This window comes from Flavobacterium sp. NKUCC04_CG (assembly GCF_019345525.1).
Classification (GTDB): domain Bacteria; phylum Bacteroidota; class Bacteroidia; order Flavobacteriales; family Flavobacteriaceae; genus Flavobacterium.
The window spans coordinates 38,736-55,508 of record NZ_JAHKRA010000012.1 but is presented as its reverse complement, the minus strand read 5'-3'; the positions used below and the strand labels follow the sequence as shown (position 1 = coordinate 55,508).

At 36.2% G+C, this 16,773-nt stretch carries 17 protein-coding genes; 9 read left to right on the top strand and 8 right to left on the bottom strand.

All coding sequences use genetic code 11. The features are described from left to right. Positions 1-58: 58 nt before the first annotated feature. Both KO524_RS10685 and msrB read left to right on the top strand, forming a co-directional pair. Entirely contained in the window at positions 59-937 is an 879-nt protein-coding gene (locus tag KO524_RS10685) for an alpha/beta hydrolase (protein WP_219293848.1), read from the top strand. Between the two features lie 74 nt (positions 938-1,011). Then, complete coding sequence (gene msrB, locus KO524_RS10680) at positions 1,012-1,419, top strand: peptide-methionine (R)-S-oxide reductase MsrB (protein WP_370629734.1); 408 nt, start codon at positions 1,012-1,014, stop codon at positions 1,417-1,419. Here the strand turns inward: msrB and KO524_RS10675 are convergent, their stop codons facing one another. Next, positions 1,420-2,151, bottom strand: coding sequence for a biotin--[acetyl-CoA-carboxylase] ligase (locus KO524_RS10675; RefSeq protein WP_219293844.1), 732 nt, complete (start codon positions 2,149-2,151; stop codon positions 1,420-1,422). A gap of 96 nt (positions 2,152-2,247) precedes the next feature. On the opposite strand from KO524_RS10675, the gene rsfS reads away from it, so the two are divergent. The 7 genes from rsfS (at position 2,248) to KO524_RS10640 (ending at position 7,964) form a co-directional block, all read left to right on the top strand. Beyond that, positions 2,248-2,607, top strand: coding sequence for a ribosome silencing factor (rsfS, locus tag KO524_RS10670; RefSeq protein ID WP_219293842.1), 360 nt, complete (start codon positions 2,248-2,250; stop codon positions 2,605-2,607). Between the two features lie 43 nt (positions 2,608-2,650). After that, positions 2,651-4,585: an ATP-dependent zinc metalloprotease FtsH gene (gene ftsH, locus KO524_RS10665; protein ID WP_219293840.1), complete on the top strand. Its 1,935-nt coding sequence runs from the start codon at positions 2,651-2,653 to the stop codon at positions 4,583-4,585. 108 nt (positions 4,586-4,693) lie between these two features. Continuing rightward, positions 4,694-5,296, top strand: a complete 603-nt coding sequence (locus KO524_RS10660; RefSeq protein WP_219293830.1) for a lactate utilization protein B/C — start codon at positions 4,694-4,696, stop codon at positions 5,294-5,296. 1 nt (position 5,297) lies between these two features. Beyond that, complete coding sequence (locus KO524_RS10655; RefSeq protein WP_219293828.1) at positions 5,298-6,092, top strand: phosphatidate cytidylyltransferase; 795 nt, start codon at positions 5,298-5,300, stop codon at positions 6,090-6,092. Position 6,093: 1 nt separating this feature from the next. Then, on the top strand, positions 6,094-6,744 hold the full coding sequence (locus KO524_RS10650) for a phosphatidylserine decarboxylase family protein (RefSeq protein WP_219293826.1): 651 nt from the start codon (positions 6,094-6,096) through the stop codon (positions 6,742-6,744). A 78-nt stretch (positions 6,745-6,822) separates the two neighbouring features. Continuing rightward, a complete protein-coding gene (locus KO524_RS10645; protein ID WP_219293824.1) occupies positions 6,823-7,086 on the top strand; it encodes an acyl-CoA-binding protein in 264 nt (87 codons plus the stop codon). Next, the gene (locus tag KO524_RS10640) at positions 7,083-7,964 is read left to right on the top strand and encodes a superoxide dismutase (RefSeq protein ID WP_219293822.1); all 882 of its coding nucleotides are present in this window, start codon (positions 7,083-7,085) and stop codon (positions 7,962-7,964) included. The genes KO524_RS10645 and KO524_RS10640 overlap by 4 nt, the downstream gene beginning before the upstream one ends. 116 nt (positions 7,965-8,080) lie before the next feature. On the opposite strand, the gene dnaB is transcribed toward KO524_RS10640, so the two are convergent. From dnaB to KO524_RS10605, 7 genes are all read right to left on the bottom strand, one after another. Next, complete coding sequence (gene dnaB / locus KO524_RS10635; protein ID WP_219293820.1) at positions 8,081-9,613, bottom strand: replicative DNA helicase; 1,533 nt, start codon at positions 9,611-9,613, stop codon at positions 8,081-8,083. Positions 9,614-9,749: 136 nt separating this feature from the next. Then, complete coding sequence (locus KO524_RS10630) at positions 9,750-10,703, bottom strand: acetyl-CoA carboxylase carboxyltransferase subunit alpha (RefSeq protein ID WP_219293818.1); 954 nt, start codon at positions 10,701-10,703, stop codon at positions 9,750-9,752. A 66-nt stretch (positions 10,704-10,769) separates the two neighbouring features. Next, positions 10,770-11,663 carry a DMT family transporter gene (locus KO524_RS10625; protein ID WP_219293816.1) on the bottom strand — a complete coding sequence of 298 codons (894 nt, stop codon included), beginning with the start codon at positions 11,661-11,663 and terminating at the stop codon, positions 10,770-10,772. Further along, positions 11,650-12,726 carry an LptF/LptG family permease gene (locus KO524_RS10620; protein WP_219293814.1) on the bottom strand — a complete coding sequence of 359 codons (1,077 nt, stop codon included), beginning with the start codon at positions 12,724-12,726 and terminating at the stop codon, positions 11,650-11,652. Before KO524_RS10620 ends, KO524_RS10625 begins: the two co-directional genes overlap by 14 nt. A gap of 286 nt (positions 12,727-13,012) precedes the next feature. Further along, positions 13,013-14,143, bottom strand: a complete 1,131-nt coding sequence (tgt, locus tag KO524_RS10615; RefSeq protein WP_219293812.1) for a tRNA guanosine(34) transglycosylase Tgt — start codon at positions 14,141-14,143, stop codon at positions 13,013-13,015. Between the two features lie 196 nt (positions 14,144-14,339). Then, entirely contained in the window at positions 14,340-15,374 is a 1,035-nt protein-coding gene (locus KO524_RS10610) for an iron ABC transporter permease (RefSeq protein ID WP_219293802.1), read from the bottom strand. Next, positions 15,358-16,491: an ABC transporter substrate-binding protein gene (locus tag KO524_RS10605; protein ID WP_219293800.1), complete on the bottom strand. Its 1,134-nt coding sequence runs from the start codon at positions 16,489-16,491 to the stop codon at positions 15,358-15,360. Before KO524_RS10605 ends, KO524_RS10610 begins: the two co-directional genes overlap by 17 nt. Between the last annotated feature and the right edge of the window lie 282 nt (positions 16,492-16,773).

Here is a 16,773-nt window from a genome sequence, read left to right as displayed (position 1 = left end):
TTTAGCATTCTGATAAATTGAGGCATTGAAATATTGCTTAATTTTATAAAAAAAAGTTATGGCTTCAAACGCTACTGCTAAACATCGTCAAAATTTAGAAATTCCAAAACCCATCAGACTAGCGGGCAAGACTTTACAGTTTTTCTCTTTACAATGGGCTACGCGTTTTGCGATGAATTTATTTACTACTCCTTTAAAGTTTAAAGCTCCGAAGCGCGAACTAGAAATGGATCAAAAGAGTGAAAAAACTCGAATATGGTTACCCAAATGTAAAAAAGATATCATTGCGTACCATTATGGTGCACCCAAAACTAAGAAAGCCCTTTTGGTCCACGGCTGGAACGGTAGGGGAACTCAATTGGTGACCATCGCTAATATGTTGCTAAAAAAAGATTATAAAACCATTAGTTTTGACGCTACAGGACACGGAAGATCGCCTAAAAATAAAAGCAATATGACCGAATTTATCGAGGCCTGTTTTGTTTTACAAGAAAAACACGGCCCCTTTGATTTGATTATTGGTCATTCCCTTGGCGGCATGGCAACCATCAACGCTATCAAGCAAGGCCTAAATGTCAAAAAAGCGATTATCATCGGTAGCGGTGATGTGGTACAAGACATCATTAGCGATTTTGTAAAACAGCTCGAATTAAGTCCGCAAATTGCCCCGATGATGCAAAGCCGTTTTGAAAAGCACTTTAATCAAACCATGGAAAGCTTTTGTGTACATCAGGCAGCCGCACATATCGACATACCCGTTTTAGTTATTCACGACGAAAACGACTTGGACGTACCGGTTACTGCCGCACAACGCATTTATGAAAATCTAAAAAACGGAGAGATTATGATTACTAAAAACCTAGGACATCGAAAGATTTTAGGAGATAAAACGGTCATCGAAAGAATTAAAACATTTATAAACCCTTCGCAATTATGAAAACCTACTCCCTATTGCTATTATTACTATGTTTCTCGTGCCAACAAAAATCTTACACTCAAATACAACAGCCTATGAAAACAGACCAAACCACAGACCAACAATGGAAGGAGCAATTGACTCCTGAAGAATATTACGTATTACGCCAGAAGGGAACCGAACGTCCATTTTCAGGAGTTTATAACGATTTTTATGAAAAAGGCATTTATGTATGCGCTGCTTGTGGCAACAAGATTTTCGAATCGGACAATAAATTTGATGGTCATTGCGGTTGGCCCTCCTTTGACCAAGCCGTCAAAGAATCGGTACTATATGTAAAAGATATTTCTCACGGGATGCAACGAACCGAAGTTATTTGCGCTAACTGCAAAGGACATTTAGGACATGTATTTGAAGACGGTCCAAAGGACACTACCGGTAATCGTTATTGTATGAATTCCGTATCCATGAAGTTTATACCGCAGAAAGAGATTAAAAAATAATTAATACAACATTTTTATTTCCTTTAGTCGAAATCGATGAACACTTTGATCTTCCTTAATTAATTGTAGCTCTCCGATTGGGGTTACGGACTGAATCATTCCGAGAAACTTCTTTTTGGAGGGCAATTCAAACATGATGGGAACTTCTCTTTTAAATAAAGCAGCGTGGTAGTCGTTCCAAATTTCTACTGCACCATCGTTCCGCAATTTATTACTATAGAAAATAATTTTTTCAACAACAGCAACTAAAAGTTGTTCCTTGTCAAATTCACGACCTGCCACCACAGCAAGTGAACTGGCTTGCGGATAATCAATAAAATTTTTTTGATTGACATTTAGTCCGATTCCGACAATAGAAAGTACATCTCCGTTAGATTTAAAAGTATTTTCAATCAAAATACCGCCAATCTTCTTATTTCCCGCCAAAATGTCATTGGGCCATTTTATGGCTAATGAATTAATTTTTAGACTTTCTAAAGCCTTAAATATACTAACCGAAATCATTATATTTAAACTAAAAATATCTTCTACTTTTAACAACAAATCCTTAATTAATACGCTAAAGGTTAGATTACTACCCACTTCAGAGACCCATTTAGAACCGCGTTGTCCCCTTCCCTGAGTCTGATTTTCGGCTACAACAACCGTATAGTTTTCCAATGGCAATTGAGAAACTAATTCCTTTAAATAGATATTGGTGGAAGGAATGGCATCGAGTTTGATAATATTCATTAGAAATAATTATGGGAATGTTGCAAGTGTTTCATTATATTTGAAGTCAAAATTACTTACAAAAATTATAACTTTGCACAAATTATAAAAAAATAAATGACAGATAAAAAAATCAACAATGATGAGCTATTAGCTAGCATCATAAAAGGAATTGAAGAAGTAAAAGGAGAAAACATTGATATCTTGGACCTAAGAGCCCTCGACAATACCGCCTGTGATTATTTTATAATTTGCGACGGAAATTCAAATACCCAAGTAAATGCCATTTCCAACTCGGTACAACGATTTGTATCTAGAGAACTACATGATAAACCTTGGCATGTTGAAGGACAAGAAAATGGAGAATGGGTATTGATGGATTACGTCAATATCGTAGTTCACGTTTTTCAAAAACAAATCAGAGATTACTACCGAATAGAAAGTCTTTGGGGAGATGCTAAAATAACTTCTCTGTAAACTGATTTCTAAATACTAAATATTAATTTTTTAAACATATTATATGTCTAAAGATATTAAACCGAATTCAAACAAACCTAAATTCAATTCGTGGATTCTATACGGAGGCGCTTTAGTAATTATACTGGCAATAAATTTTCTTTCCAACGGAAGTGGATTTAGCGATTCCAAACAATTGAGTTTATCTAAATTCTATCAGTATTTAGATTCAACTTATGTTGAGAAGGTTGAGTTCAATAAAACGTCGGCAAAGGTTTACCTTACCAAAGAAGCCTTAGAGAGCAAAGAGTTTGAAGGTTTACAAAAGAAAACCATTTTAGGTAAAGAAAACACCGGTCCGCAATTTGTTACGGACATCGGAAATTCGGAGCTATTTCAAAAACGCATTGGAGAAGCAGCGAGTCTAGGTAAACTTAAAGATTACAAATCGGAACCCGAAAGTAACTGGGGGGATATTTTCTTTAATTTTTTACCTATCATCATCATCATTGGATTTTGGTTCTTTATGATGCGTCGTATGACGGGAGGCGGAGCTGGCGGTGGCGGTGGACAAATTTTCTCTATTGGAAAATCCAAAGCCAAATTATTTGACGAGAAAAACGACGTCAAAATCACTTTCAAGGATGTCGCTGGATTAGAAGGTGCTAAAGACGAGATTGTAGAAATCGTTGAGTTTCTAAAAAACCCTGAAAAATACACCTCTATTGGAGGGAAAATCCCAAAAGGAGCCTTGTTAGTAGGACCTCCAGGAACTGGAAAAACCCTATTGGCTAAAGCCGTAGCTGGAGAGGCCAAAGTACCTTTCTTTTCTTTATCTGGATCGGATTTTGTGGAAATGTTTGTAGGAGTTGGAGCATCTCGTGTACGTGATCTTTTTAAACAAGCTAAGGAGAAATCGCCTGCTATTATTTTTATTGATGAAATCGATGCTGTGGGTAGAGCTCGTGGAAAAAGCAATATGTCTGGATCTAACGACGAAAGAGAAAACACCTTAAATCAATTATTGACTGAAATGGACGGTTTTGGATCCAATACCAATGTAATTGTTATTGCCGCAACCAACCGTGCTGAAATTCTAGATAAAGCTCTTTTAAGAGCAGGACGTTTTGACAGACAAATTTATGTTGATCTTCCCGATGTTAGAGAACGTCAAGCTATTTTCGAAGTTCACTTAAGAAAGATTAAAAAGGTTGACGATTTGGATATTGACTTTTTAGCAAAACAAACTCCTGGGTTTTCTGGAGCAGATATTGCGAATGTTTGTAATGAGGCTGCACTTACAGCAGCTAGAAAGGACAAAAAACAAGTTGATATGCAAGATTTCCTCGATGCGGTTGACAGAATCATCGGCGGATTGGAAAAGAAAAACAAAATCATCACACCAGAAGAGAAATATGCCATTGCCATACACGAGGCTGGACATGCAACGGTAAGCTGGATGTTAGAACACGCTTCACCACTTATCAAAGTAACCATAGTTCCTAGAGGACAAAGTCTAGGTGCTGCTTGGTATTTGCCGGCAGAACGTTCGATTGTTAGAACCAATCAAATGTTGGATGAAATGTGTGCTACTATGGGAGGTCGTGCTGCTGAACGCATTGTTTTTGATCAAATTTCGACTGGTGCATTAAGCGACTTAGAAAAAGTGACCAAACAAGCGAAAGCGATGATTACCATCTATGGTTTGAATGAAAAAATTGGGAACGTAACTTATTACGACTCCTCAGGTCAAAATGACTATAATTTTTCTAAACCTTATTCAGAAGAAACCGCTAAAATTATTGATAAAGAAATTTCCAATTTAATTGAAGAGCAGTATCAACGAGCCATAGCTTTACTTGAAGTAAACCGTGCTAAGTTAATCCAACTAGCTGATTTGCTTTGTGAAAAAGAGGTGATTTTCAAACAAGATCTAGAAGATGTCTTTGGCAAAAGACCTTTTGATAAAGAAGAAATAATATTAGAAGAAACAAACTAAGCGTTTTTTCTTACAACACTTGAAAAATCTTAACTTAAAGCCATTTTAAGTTAAGATTTTTTTTATCTTTGGATGTTTCTAGCGTACTAACTAGGTTGATTTGACAATATGAGTTTTTTTAAAAAGATATTAGGGGGATTATTTGCAAATTCGTCGGAACTATTAGGTCCGAAGGAAAGCCAATATCTTCCAGAAAAAGAATTACCGATTGATGAAGAGTTTACTTTTAACTTTAAAAATAATGGAGGTAAATTTCTTTATTGCGAAACCGAAACCGAAGTACAAGATACTTTTGTCAGTATCCTTATGGAAAACGATTGGTTTGAAACCGAAGCCATTACTTTTGAATCTAATTTGATTCCGATGCTAAAGGACAATCGAATCAATTACAATCATCCTAAAAACCCATTATTTCTTCTAACCACTTGCGAAAGCCTAATTGCAGATGAAGGATCAATTCTATTCTCTTCGAAACAAGTGAGTCATTTAAAACCGTTAGAGCTCCCGAATAACATCGTAGTTATTGCGACTACAAGTCAAATAACTCGAAGTAAGAGTGATGGTCTAAGAGAAATTAAAAAGAAGTACCAAACGGTATTCCCAACGAATATAACCACTTTTAAGTGCTTTGAACCCAGTAAAGACGACCACTTCTTAAACTACGGAAGTACCCCTAAAAACTTATATTTACTTTTATTAGAAGATTTATAATATGTCTGAAAGTTTCGTTCGTGCGATATCAGGTTCTGTTTACATCATCCTACTACTGGCTGCAACACTTTATTCACAAGTTAGTTTTCAAATCTTATTTGGTTTATTCTTACTTATAGGTATTTACGAATTCTCTAAATTGACGCGTATTTCGCTCGTCTGGAGTTTCGCATTAGGAATTACAATCACTGCTGCTATTTATGCCTTAAAAGACAGCGCTGCGTTTTTTTACCTTAATTTTATTGGAGTTGCGCTACTGATTTATTTATTTGTCGACTTGTTTTCTAAAAAAAGCAAACAAGACAAAACAAACTTAGAAAAATACCTCTTGCTACTGGGCTATATAATCCTGCCTTTTAACGCCATTTTATACTTACCATTTCTAAATCAGATTTATCATCCCAATATCATAATTGGAATATTTATCTTAATATGGACCAACGATACTTTTGCCTATATAGTGGGAAAAAAATGGGGGCGTCATAAATTATTTGAGCGTATTTCTCCCAAGAAAACGATTGAAGGTTTTGCAGGTGGCTTGATTTTCACCGTAATAGCCGCTACTATACTCAGCAAATATTTCACAGAATTTAATGCTGTACTTTGGATAAGTAGTGCTATTTTTGTCAGCATTTTTGGTACAATTGGCGACTTGGTAGAATCCAAATTTAAAAGACAAGCCGGTGTTAAAGACAGCGGAGCCATAATGCCTGGACATGGAGGAATACTCGATCGCTTAGATAGTATTATCTTTGTATCGCCATTTTTATATTTAATATTTCAAATTTTAAACTAATATGTTTCACAAAGAAGGATCAAAAATAATTTTAGTAGCGTTAGTCATCGCAGTAGCGTTAATCTTTTTATCAGATTACTTAGTCACTTTAGCGTGGTTAAGAACAACTGTACAAGTTATTATTTTAATTTTATTACTTCTGGTTTTACAATTTTTCAGAAATCCATCCCGCCCAGTTGCGGTTACTGACCATAGCATCTTAGCACCAGTTGATGGTAAAGTTGTTGTAATTGAAGAAGTTTACGAACCGGAATATTTTAAAGACAAACGATTGATGGTTTCTATATTTATGTCTCCTATCAACGTACACGTAACCCGTTATGCCTTAAGTGGAATTATCAAATACAGCAAGTACCATCCAGGTAAATATCTGGTAGCTTGGCACCCAAAAGCTAGTTTAGAAAATGAGCGTACAACGGTGGTAGTTGACAATCCCATTTTTGGTGAAGTAATGTACCGTCAAATTGCAGGAGCTTTGGCCAAACGTATCGTTAATTATGCCAAAGTCGATTCTCAAGCTATACAAGGTGATGATGCTGGATTTATAAAATTCGGATCTCGTGTTGACTTATATTTACCGTTGGGAACTGACATTCAAGTCGTATTAAATCAAAAAGCCATTGGTGCTAAAACATTAATCGCTCAAAAATAAAACTGATTACACGTCCTTTACGATATATCGTAAAGGACGTTTTTTAAAAAAGCCTTCTTAATTCAACACCATAAATTTATGAATAGTTTAGACAGAGAGTTTCAACTGGCTTATCAGAAAATTTCGGAACAGGCTACCGACTTGCCTCCAGACACCATGTTGAGTATTTATGCTTACTATAAACAAGCTACAGAAGGAAAAAATCACGTGCAATTTGATTCCTTACCTAATGATTTAAGAAATGCTTTTAAATTCAATGCTTGGTCTCAGATTAGTCATTTGACAAAAGAGGAAGCCAAACAAGCCTATATCGATTTAGCCCATTCAATTTTATCAAAATGAAACTAAAAGCAATTCCGGTTTTCGTATTAACATCCTTTGTGATTTTATCAACTTCATGTCAAGAAAAAAAAGAATTGCAGGAAGTTCAAATTCCCGATGCTATCATCTTTCAAAAAGAGGCCAAGTCCGTATTTCCCAATCCAAAAACAATTAAAACCACTACAGGTCCCTTTCAAATGGAAGGACTAAAATACCAGTATGAAGATTTTAAAGATTTTTTAGATCCCGAAAACATCTATTTGCATTATGCCAAACACCATTTGGGATATGCTCATAATTTAAACAGAACCCTTATCGGAACGCCTTTAGAAAAGAGATCTATAGAGATTGTTCTTGGCAGCACAGATATCGAACACCCCCTTTTAAAGAGCTATAGCGGTGGTTACTACAACCACAACATCTATTGGAAAAGCATCTGTAAAGAAACAGACAGCAAACCAAGTGCAGAACTACTAACATTGATTAACCGAGATTTTGGATCATTAGACGGCTTTAAAGAAAAGTTTAAACAATTGGCCAATCAACAAATCGGGTCCGGTTGGGCTTGGGTTATGTTTAGCAACGACAAACTCATTTTGTTAAGTACTCCTAACGAAGACAACCCCTTAATGCCCATGTACAAGGTTGCTGGAATTCCAATTTTGGCGATAGACCTTTGGGAGCACGCCTACTACCCTACACATAAAAACAATAAAAAGGAATATATCGACCGCTTTGTTGAACACATTAATTGGGCAGAAATGAGCCGATTAATTGCTCCAGCCGCAGAAGTTGTACCGACAACGGAAACCATAGAAACAACTGTACCCAAAAAGCCTGCTGCACGACCAAAACCGGCAACAGCAGTGCCCAATCCGGATGCCACAACGGCAACCTAGTAAACAATAGAGGCTGTCCTTTTGGACAGCCTCTATTGTTTACTAGGTTTTAAAACCAAATCAATAATCGTTTCACCCCTACGGGGTTTAAAAATTGTTAGTCATTGCGAATTCGATTAAAAAGGCACATCGTCGTCATCAGGTGCAGAACCAAAAACGTCTTGACTCGAAGGTAATCCTTGTGTAAAACTGTTGGAGTCTTCTGCATTCATTCGTGATGGCAATTCGTCAAACGACATAAAGTTATCCTCCAAGTTGTCGAATTTACCCAATTTTCCAATAAATTTAAGTCGGATGTTCTCCAATCCACCATTTCTGTGTTTGGCAATGATAAATTCCGCTTGACCATCTGTAGGACTGCGCTCTTCATCATCCCATTCTTCGATTTTATAGTATTCTGGTCGATAGATAAACGACACAATATCCGCATCCTGCTCAATCGCTCCAGACTCCCTTAAATCCGATAATAACGGTCTTTTAGAGGTCCCACGGGTTTCCACCGCACGCGACAACTGCGAAAGTGCAATCACCGGCACGCTCAACTCTTTTGCCAAGGCTTTTAAGTTACGTGAGATGGTTGAAATCTCCTGCTCACGGTTTCCTCCTCCTTTTCCATTTCCTCCTGCAGTCATCAACTGCAAATAGTCAATTACAATTAATTTGATTCCGTATTGCGACGTTAGACGTCGTGCTTTGGCACGTAAATCAAAAATGGATAACGAAGGGGAATCATCTATAAACAAAGGGGCCCGCTCTAAATCTTTTACTTTAACATTTAATTGCTCCCATTCGTGTTTTTCCAATTTTCCGGTCCTCAATTTCTCTGAGGACAATCCAGTCTCCGATGAAATCAAACGGGTAATTAACTGTACCGACGACATCTCTAAAGAGAACAAGGCTACGGGGTGGTTCGACTGGATAGCGATATTTCTAGCCATCGATAATACGAAGGCAGTTTTACCCATACCCGGACGTGCAGCAATAATAATTAAATCACTGGGTTGCCATCCTGAGGTCAATTCATCCAACTTGTGAAAACCAGTGGCAATTCCACTTAAACCCTCTTTGTTTCCGATTTCTTCAATCCTTTTCTTTGCCTGAGCAACCAATGACTGTGCGGTTTCGGAACTTTTCTTAATATTCCCTTGCGTCACTTCATACAAACGAGATTCGGCCTTATCTAAAAGATCAAAAACATCGGTAGTTTCATCATAGGAATCTTCAATGATTTCATTGGAAATCTTAATTAAACTGCGTTGAATAAACTTCTGTAAAATAATACGGGAGTGAAATTCAATATGTGCAGAAGAGGTGATTTTCTGAGTTAATCCAATTAAATAATAATCGCCACCAACTAATTCTAATCGGGCATTTTTTCTCAATTGGGTAGACACGGTCAATAAATCTATCGGTTGATTTCCGACAAACAATTGATCAATAGCTTCAAAGATATAACGATGTGCTTCTTTATAAAAAGCTTCCGGTTGAAGAATGTCAATTACTTCATCGATACCTTTTTTATCAATCATCATGGCTCCCAAAACCGCTTCTTCTAACTCGACGGCTTGAGGAGGTATTTTTCCCTTTTCCAGAGAAATAACATTTTTATTGACAGGTTTAGACTGCGTAAAATTTTTGACTTGTTCCATATTACGAAAGTAAGGCTTTTTTCATTATTAATCCCATGGAAAATATTCACAAAAGGACGTTGAAAACTCTGTTGCAATTGTTCACAACAAAAAAATCCGAAGCAAGCTTCGGATTTTAAATATAATTTTTAATCAATTACTCTTTAAATTCCCCCATATTGGCGTATTTATCCATACGTTGACTAATTAATTTTTCTGTTGATAACTTTTTCAGTTCATCATAAGTTTCCACAATATATTCCTGAACGGTTTTAAAAGTTTTTTCGCGGTCGTAATGAGCACCACCTAAAGGTTCTGGAATGATATCATCAATCATTCTGTTTTTCTTCATGTCGAAAGAAGTCAATTTCAAAGCTTCAGCAGCTTGTTCCTTATACTCCCAGCTTCTCCACAAAATTGAAGAACAAGACTCTGGTGAGATTACAGAATACCAAGTGTTTTCTAACATAAAAACACGGTCTCCAACACCTATTCCCAATGCACCTCCCGAAGCACCTTCTCCTACAATAACAGTAATGATTGGCACTTGAAGTCTAAACATCTCAAAGATGTTTCTGGCAATAGCTTCTCCTTGTCCGCGTTCTTCTGCTTCAAGTCCTGGGTATGCACCCGGTGTATCGATCAAGGTAACTACAGGAATACCAAATTTCTCAGCCATTCGCATTAAACGTAAAGCTTTACGATATCCTTCTGGATTAGCCATACCGAAATTACGGAATTGACGCGTTTTGGTATTAAAACCTTTTTGTTGTCCAATAAACATATACGATTGATCTCCAATCTTACCTAAACCACCAATCATAGCCTTGTCGTCTTTAACATTTCTGTCTCCGAAAAGTTCTAAAAAAGTAGAACCACATAAAGCGCGAATATAATCGAGCGTATAAGGACGACTTGGATGTCTTGACAATTGTACTCTTTGCCAAGCGGTTAAGTTTTTATATATATTCTTTTTGGTTTCTTCTAGTTTTTTCTCAATCTGCTTGCAAGTAGTTGATACGTCAACGTCAGACTCTTCACCAATTAAATTGCATTTATCCAATTGCTCTTCAAGTTCTTTTATTGGCAGTTCAAAATCTAAATATTCCATTCTTAGAGAAAAATTTTTAGTTCAGTTTAAGCGACAAAGATAAAGTTTTCCTCCTCATTGCAAAGACTAATTTTTAATTACTTTGCTTTTTTTTACATTCTTAACGATTCCGTTTAGAATTACCGTTGACAAAATCAACAAAGCACCTATATAAAAAGCGGGGGTCATTTTCTCGCTATCTTTAAAAATCAAAACCGCTAATAAGATTCCGTAAACCGGTTCTAAATTAATGGTCAACATCACCGTATATGGCGATAAAAACTTCATAACCTTTACCGATGCCAAGAAAGCATAGGCCGTGCAAAAAGACCCTAACAATATCAACCACAACCAATCCGACGATTTAACCGTAAAAAATTCCTGATTAAATCCTCCTGAAATTCCCAAATAAATCGACAGTATTAACAATCCACCAACCAACTCATAAAAAGTGATGATACTCGGCTCGTGTTTCTGTGCAAATTTTCCATTTATAATAGAAAAAACCGCCGATAAAAAGGCCGAAATCAATCCCAATACGATACCTGTAACATATTGTGTTTCTACACTAAAAATAATACTCAATCCAAAAACCACCATTAATCCAAATAACACTTCATACCAAACTATTTTTCTCTTATAAAAAATAGGTTCTAAAATAGAAGCAAAAAAGGCACCTGTAGATATACAGGCCAAAGTAACGGAAACATTAGAGGCTTTTATAGCGCCAAAAAAGGTTAACCAATGAACGGCAATCACAATTCCGGCCAAAAGAAAGAGGCTTATATTTTTTTTGCTCGCCGTCATTTTCTGACGCATAATCAAAAAATAAACAAATAAACAGCTAACCGCAATGGCTATACGATACCATACTAATGGCAAAGCTTCTAAAGAAATCAATTGTCCTAAAACGGCTGTAAAACCCCAAATAAAAACAATGAAATGTAAATTTAGGTAGCTCTTGAAATTATCTCCTAGCATTTCTCAATAAAATTATAGCTAATATTCCGAAGGAAATATTGGAAAACCAAACTGCAAATAACGGTGGAATAGTTGAAGCTTCCGCCAAGGTCCCGAAAATTTTATCAAAGAAAATATAGGTAAAAGCCAACGATATTCCCACGGCAAGATTAACTCCCATACCTCCTCTTCGCTTCATTGAAGATACGGATACAGCAATAATTGTTAGGATAAAAGTAGAGATGGGCACACTGTACTTTTTGTATTTAACCACCAGATAAGCGTTGATATTTGCCGATCCACGCATGGTTTCACGTTCAATAAATTTATTTAGTTCACCTAAGGTCATTGTTTCGGCCGCATAAACAGCCGGTGTTAAATCTTCAATATCAAAATCCAACTTCAAATCTTTTGTTTCTGCTTTTTCCAATTGATCTCCCATCGGGCCAATAGATCGCTTAAAATAAGATGAAAGGGTGTAGTTTTTTTGCTCAGGATTCCAAGTAATTCTGCTGGCTCTGATTTTGTAAAGCAACTTATTGTCCTTGAACTTCTCCATCGTAAAGTTAAAACCGGTTTTGCTTTGGAAATTAAAATTACTCACATATATAAACTCATCAGGACTGATTTGTTTATATACATTTTGCGTTTCTCGAACCTCAGAATTTCGCTTAAGATATTTGTACTTAAAATCATTGTAACCCACACTAGCTTTAGGAACCAAAATCAATCCCATTAATAAAGCAAATAAGGAAATCAACGTTGCTCCTACTATATAAGGCCGTAAAAAACGATTAAACGAAATACCCGAACTCAAAATAGCAATAACTTCAGTGTTATTTGCCAACTTAGAAGTAAACCAAATAACAGAGAGAAACAGCAATATCGGAAACAACATATTGGCAAAATAGATGGTGAAATCTAAATAATAAGCCAAAACACTAGACAACGGTACTTTATTCTCTAATATTCGATTGATTTTTTCCGATACATCCACCACTATTCCAATAGGAATAAAAAGCAGTAACATTACGGTAAACGTTCCTAAATAACGTTTTAGAATGTACCAATCGATTATTTTCATAGATAGATTATATTTTTATATTACAATTCTGCGGTATTGGTTATCACCCTGGTTATTAATTAGAAAAACCGAAGCATCTAGCCCAATTCACAGAAAGTTATTTATTAAAAAAACGACAGCTCTGCTTTTAACTCGTTCTTACAGCAAACCGCTACCTAACAATTTTTTAGCTTATAAACTTTATAAGTTAAATACCGCTTACTTTTCACCGTCAATACCCAAAAAACTATTGACAGAAATTGACCTTGCAGCAAGTATTAAATATATAAAATTGAAAATTCTTAAACTATAGTCTATAGCCTAATTGTTTTACCATTTTTTCTTTCCATGGTACAAAGGTACCCGCTAAAATTTGTCGACGTGCTTCACGCACCAACCACATATAAAAGCCCAAATTGTGAATGGTAGCAATTTGCTTACCCAAATACTCATTGGCAGCAAACAAATGACGCAAATAGGCCTTAGAATACTCTAAATCCACATACGTATGTCCCATTTCATCTATAGGAGAAAAATCATCTTCCCACTTTTTATTTTTGATATTTATGATTCCGTTTGCCGTAAATAACATCCCATTTCTAGCATTACGCGTAGGCATCACACAGTCAAACATATCAATACCCAAAGCGATATTTTCCAAGATATTAATTGGAGTTCCTACTCCCATCAAATAGCGAGGTTTATCTTTAGGCAATATATCGGTAACAATTTCAGTCATGGCATACATTTCCTCTGCCGGCTCTCCAACAGACAAACCACCAATAGCATTACCCGCAGCACCTGCATTGGCAATGTATTCTGCTGATTGTGCTCTTAAATCTTTATAGGTACTACCCTGAACTATAGGAAAGAAGGTTTGGTCGTAACCATATTTCACAGGTACTTTCTCCAAATGTGATATACAACGATCCAACCAACGGTGGGTCATATGCATCGAGCGTTTTGCATAACGGTAGTCACATGGATAAGGTGTACACTCGTCAAAAGCCATAATAATATCGGCTCCGATAGTACGCTGAATTTCCATTACATTTTCAGGAGAAAAGAAATGATAAGACCCATCGATATGCGATTTAAACTTCACGCCTTCTTCTTTTATCTTTCTATTAGCAGACAAAGAATACACTTGAAACCCTCCACTATCTGTTAGGATATTACTATCCCAGTTCATGAATTTATGCAAACCACCTGCTTTTTCTAAAATAGCTGTTTGCGGTCGTAAGTATAAATGATATGTATTTCCTAGAATAATATCCGGCTTGATGTCGTTTTTTAGCTCGCGTTGGTGTACTCCTTTTACAGTAGCAACAGTTCCCACTGGCATAAAAATTGGCGTTTCAATAACCCCGTGATCAGTAGTTATTTTTCCAGCCCTAGCTCTGGATTGCGGATCGGTATGTAATAAATCGAATGTCATAATGCCTTTTTACAATTCGCAAAGATAATTGAAATCTACACAATCTACTGTTTTTTTTAAGCAGATTCTTCTCGTGTTCCATTCGTCTAGTTACAGCTTCACTTTCCAGCGCATAAGATGTTCTAATTGTTATTTATTTCAAAGCGGTGCCCATTGCTAATTGCAGCTCGCTTTATTTATAGTTACGACTTATAAATTAATTTTTTTTCAAAATCAACCAAATAACAACAGGAGCTCCAAGAATCGAAGTTATGGCATTAATAGGCAATACAAAAGCTTGCCCAGGATATTGAGTAATCATATCACAAATCAACATAAGTATAGCGCCCAAAAGCATAGAAGCCAGGCACAACACTTTATGACTACTGGTTTTAAACAATATTCTTGCTATATGAGGTACAGCCAATCCGACAAAAGCTATAGGTCCGACAAAAGCAGTAGAAACACCAGATAAAATACTCGTTGCCAAAATAATTAAAATACGTGCACGTTTGACGTGTATTCCCAAACTGGCAGCATACCGCTCTCCAAGCAACAAAGAATCTAATGCTTTAAAAGACATAAAAGTAAAAGCTAGTCCTACTAAAACGGCTACAGTAAAAAAGAAAACAATATTCCAGTCTAAATTCCCTAAACTACCCATGGCCCAAAACGTATATCGCTTAAGTTGTTCTGCTGTACTAAAATAGGTTAACACACCTACTACGGCGCTAGCAAAACTACCAAACATCAAACCAATAATCAATAAAGTCACCGAATCTTGTACTTTTCGAGCTACTAATAAAATCAATAATAGAATACAGAAACTACCCAAGATGGAAGCAGCTACTATTCCTCCAGAAGAAATAAAAAAACCTTGAAGATAAACCGGTAGAAAGGATGCACCTAAAATAACGATAGCCACACCTAAACTAGCACCTGAGCTCAGTCCCAACACATAAGAGTCGGCCATTGGATTTCGAAATAAAGTTTGCATCATCAGCCCACTGACCGATAAGGCTATTCCGACCAATACCGCAATTATGGCTTTGGGAAAGCGATAATTTAAAATAATGTATTCCCAACTTTCGCGCTCTATGCCCTGCCCCATCAACAAAAGTAGAACTTGTTTAAACGGTATATAGATAGCTCCCATACAAATATTGGCTATAAAGCAAAAACACAAAACGATTAGTAATACTATAATCCAAAAAGATGTAGACGAGCCGTTATTTTTACTGGAGTCTTTCATAAAAAGTTCGTTGATAATCGGGGAATATTTCGGGATGAATAATAGAGATTAAATCTTTTAAAACTAAATCGGGTCTGGTCGGTCCCAATTCATAAAACAACACACCTCCTGTTTTTCCCTTTTTTCCAACGAAAGAATAGACTTCTTTGTTTTTAAAAGCTTCAAAATTAGCATAATGTGGATTGGCTTTTTTCAATTGCGCTAAGGTTTCGAATTGAGCTGGATTAATCCAAAAATCTGCATTTTTTGCCCGGTCGTAAACCGCTTCAAAAGACAGTGACAAACTCCCTGTACCCTCACTTGATTTCCACAGGTAATCGGCTTGAGCATCGTTAAAAAAAACTGCAGCCCAACTTTGACCTTGTGGCAAATACCAAACGTCTTGATACATAGCACCACTTACCACTGTAGGTTTGGTTTTAGCTGTACTGATTTTTTCTAAGGTTTCCTTATAGTTGTTCTCAATGGTTGTAAAAGTTCGCTCTGCTACATCACCTTTATTAAAAAGGGCACCAAAAAACTTTATCCATTCCGCTTTACCCAGTGGTGTTTGCTCGGCCCAGTCGCCATTATAAACCACTTGAATTCCAGACTTTTCCAAAGTGTTTAGCACCTGATTATTTCCGTCCATTCCAAAGGCTACTAGCACATCCGGATCCACATCTAGTACTATTTCCGTATTTAAGGTTTCGTTTTTACCGATTTCACGAATACTACCCGCTTCTATCTTAGCGCGAACCAAATCGGAAGAAATATAATCCAATCCAGGGAATCCCTTTAAAGCAGTTAATTCATCTAAGATTTCCAAAGCCGGTAAATGAGTCGTAGAAGTTACTAAAACCGATTTTATTGGAACCGAGATCGTTGGAAACTTAGAAAGGGAATCCGGTATAGCAACAGCATTCTTTTTTAATATATAAGTCAGATTTTCAGTTGCTCCAGGCCAAGGTCGTGTGACCTTAAGCACCGAGAAATTTTTGTATTCATACAATTCAAATCCATCGGCATAACGAATGGAGTTGGTCGCCGTTATGGTCTTTTCGGTTGCTTCTTTCTGCTTACAACCAACGGCAACTAATAAAAATAAAACAAAAATACTAGGGAAAAACTTTTTCATCGGCTATGATTTTTACAAATGTAGGCTTATTTTGCGAAAAAATATATTGGAATTCAAGCTTGATAGCAGGTAAAATCGGTCTTTATTTTAACTTTAGAATCGAAAAACCCCTTTAAAAGGTTAGTTTTTGAAGTTAAAAAAACAAAATTGACGATTATCGGTAAAAAAAACCACAGAAAACTTGTTATTTTAATAATTCAGTATAATTTTGAAAAAGCAAAATAATGTTTATATTTTGTTAAAACGAAATTTAGCATTTAGCATACCAATATTGATTCAACA

Bases quoted from the DNA above. Each gene is read 5' to 3' on its own strand.
- KO524_RS10685 (WP_219293848.1), top strand. From the start codon at position 59: ATGGCTTCAAACGCTACTGCTAAACATCGTCAAAATTTAGAAATTCCA.
- msrB (WP_370629734.1), top strand. From the start codon at position 1,012: ATGAAAACAGACCAAACCACAGACCAACAATGGAAGGAGCAATTGACT.
- KO524_RS10675 (WP_219293844.1), bottom strand. From the start codon at position 2,151: ATGAATATTATCAAACTCGATGCCATTCCTTCCACCAATATCTATTTA.
- rsfS (WP_219293842.1), top strand. From the start codon at position 2,248: ATGACAGATAAAAAAATCAACAATGATGAGCTATTAGCTAGCATCATA.
- ftsH (WP_219293840.1), top strand. From the start codon at position 2,651: ATGTCTAAAGATATTAAACCGAATTCAAACAAACCTAAATTCAATTCG.
- KO524_RS10660 (WP_219293830.1), top strand. From the start codon at position 4,694: ATGAGTTTTTTTAAAAAGATATTAGGGGGATTATTTGCAAATTCGTCG.
- KO524_RS10655 (WP_219293828.1), top strand. From the start codon at position 5,298: ATGTCTGAAAGTTTCGTTCGTGCGATATCAGGTTCTGTTTACATCATC.
- KO524_RS10650 (WP_219293826.1), top strand. From the start codon at position 6,094: ATGTTTCACAAAGAAGGATCAAAAATAATTTTAGTAGCGTTAGTCATC.
- KO524_RS10645 (WP_219293824.1), top strand. From the start codon at position 6,823: ATGAATAGTTTAGACAGAGAGTTTCAACTGGCTTATCAGAAAATTTCG.
- KO524_RS10640 (WP_219293822.1), top strand. From the start codon at position 7,083: ATGAAACTAAAAGCAATTCCGGTTTTCGTATTAACATCCTTTGTGATT.
- dnaB (WP_219293820.1), bottom strand. From the start codon at position 9,613: ATGGAACAAGTCAAAAATTTTACGCAGTCTAAACCTGTCAATAAAAAT.
- KO524_RS10630 (WP_219293818.1), bottom strand. From the start codon at position 10,703: ATGGAATATTTAGATTTTGAACTGCCAATAAAAGAACTTGAAGAGCAA.
- KO524_RS10625 (WP_219293816.1), bottom strand. From the start codon at position 11,663: ATGCTAGGAGATAATTTCAAGAGCTACCTAAATTTACATTTCATTGTT.
- KO524_RS10620 (WP_219293814.1), bottom strand. From the start codon at position 12,726: ATGAAAATAATCGATTGGTACATTCTAAAACGTTATTTAGGAACGTTT.
- tgt (WP_219293812.1), bottom strand. From the start codon at position 14,143: ATGACATTCGATTTATTACATACCGATCCGCAATCCAGAGCTAGGGCT.
- KO524_RS10610 (WP_219293802.1), bottom strand. From the start codon at position 15,374: ATGAAAGACTCCAGTAAAAATAACGGCTCGTCTACATCTTTTTGGATT.
- KO524_RS10605 (WP_219293800.1), bottom strand. From the start codon at position 16,491: ATGAAAAAGTTTTTCCCTAGTATTTTTGTTTTATTTTTATTAGTTGCC.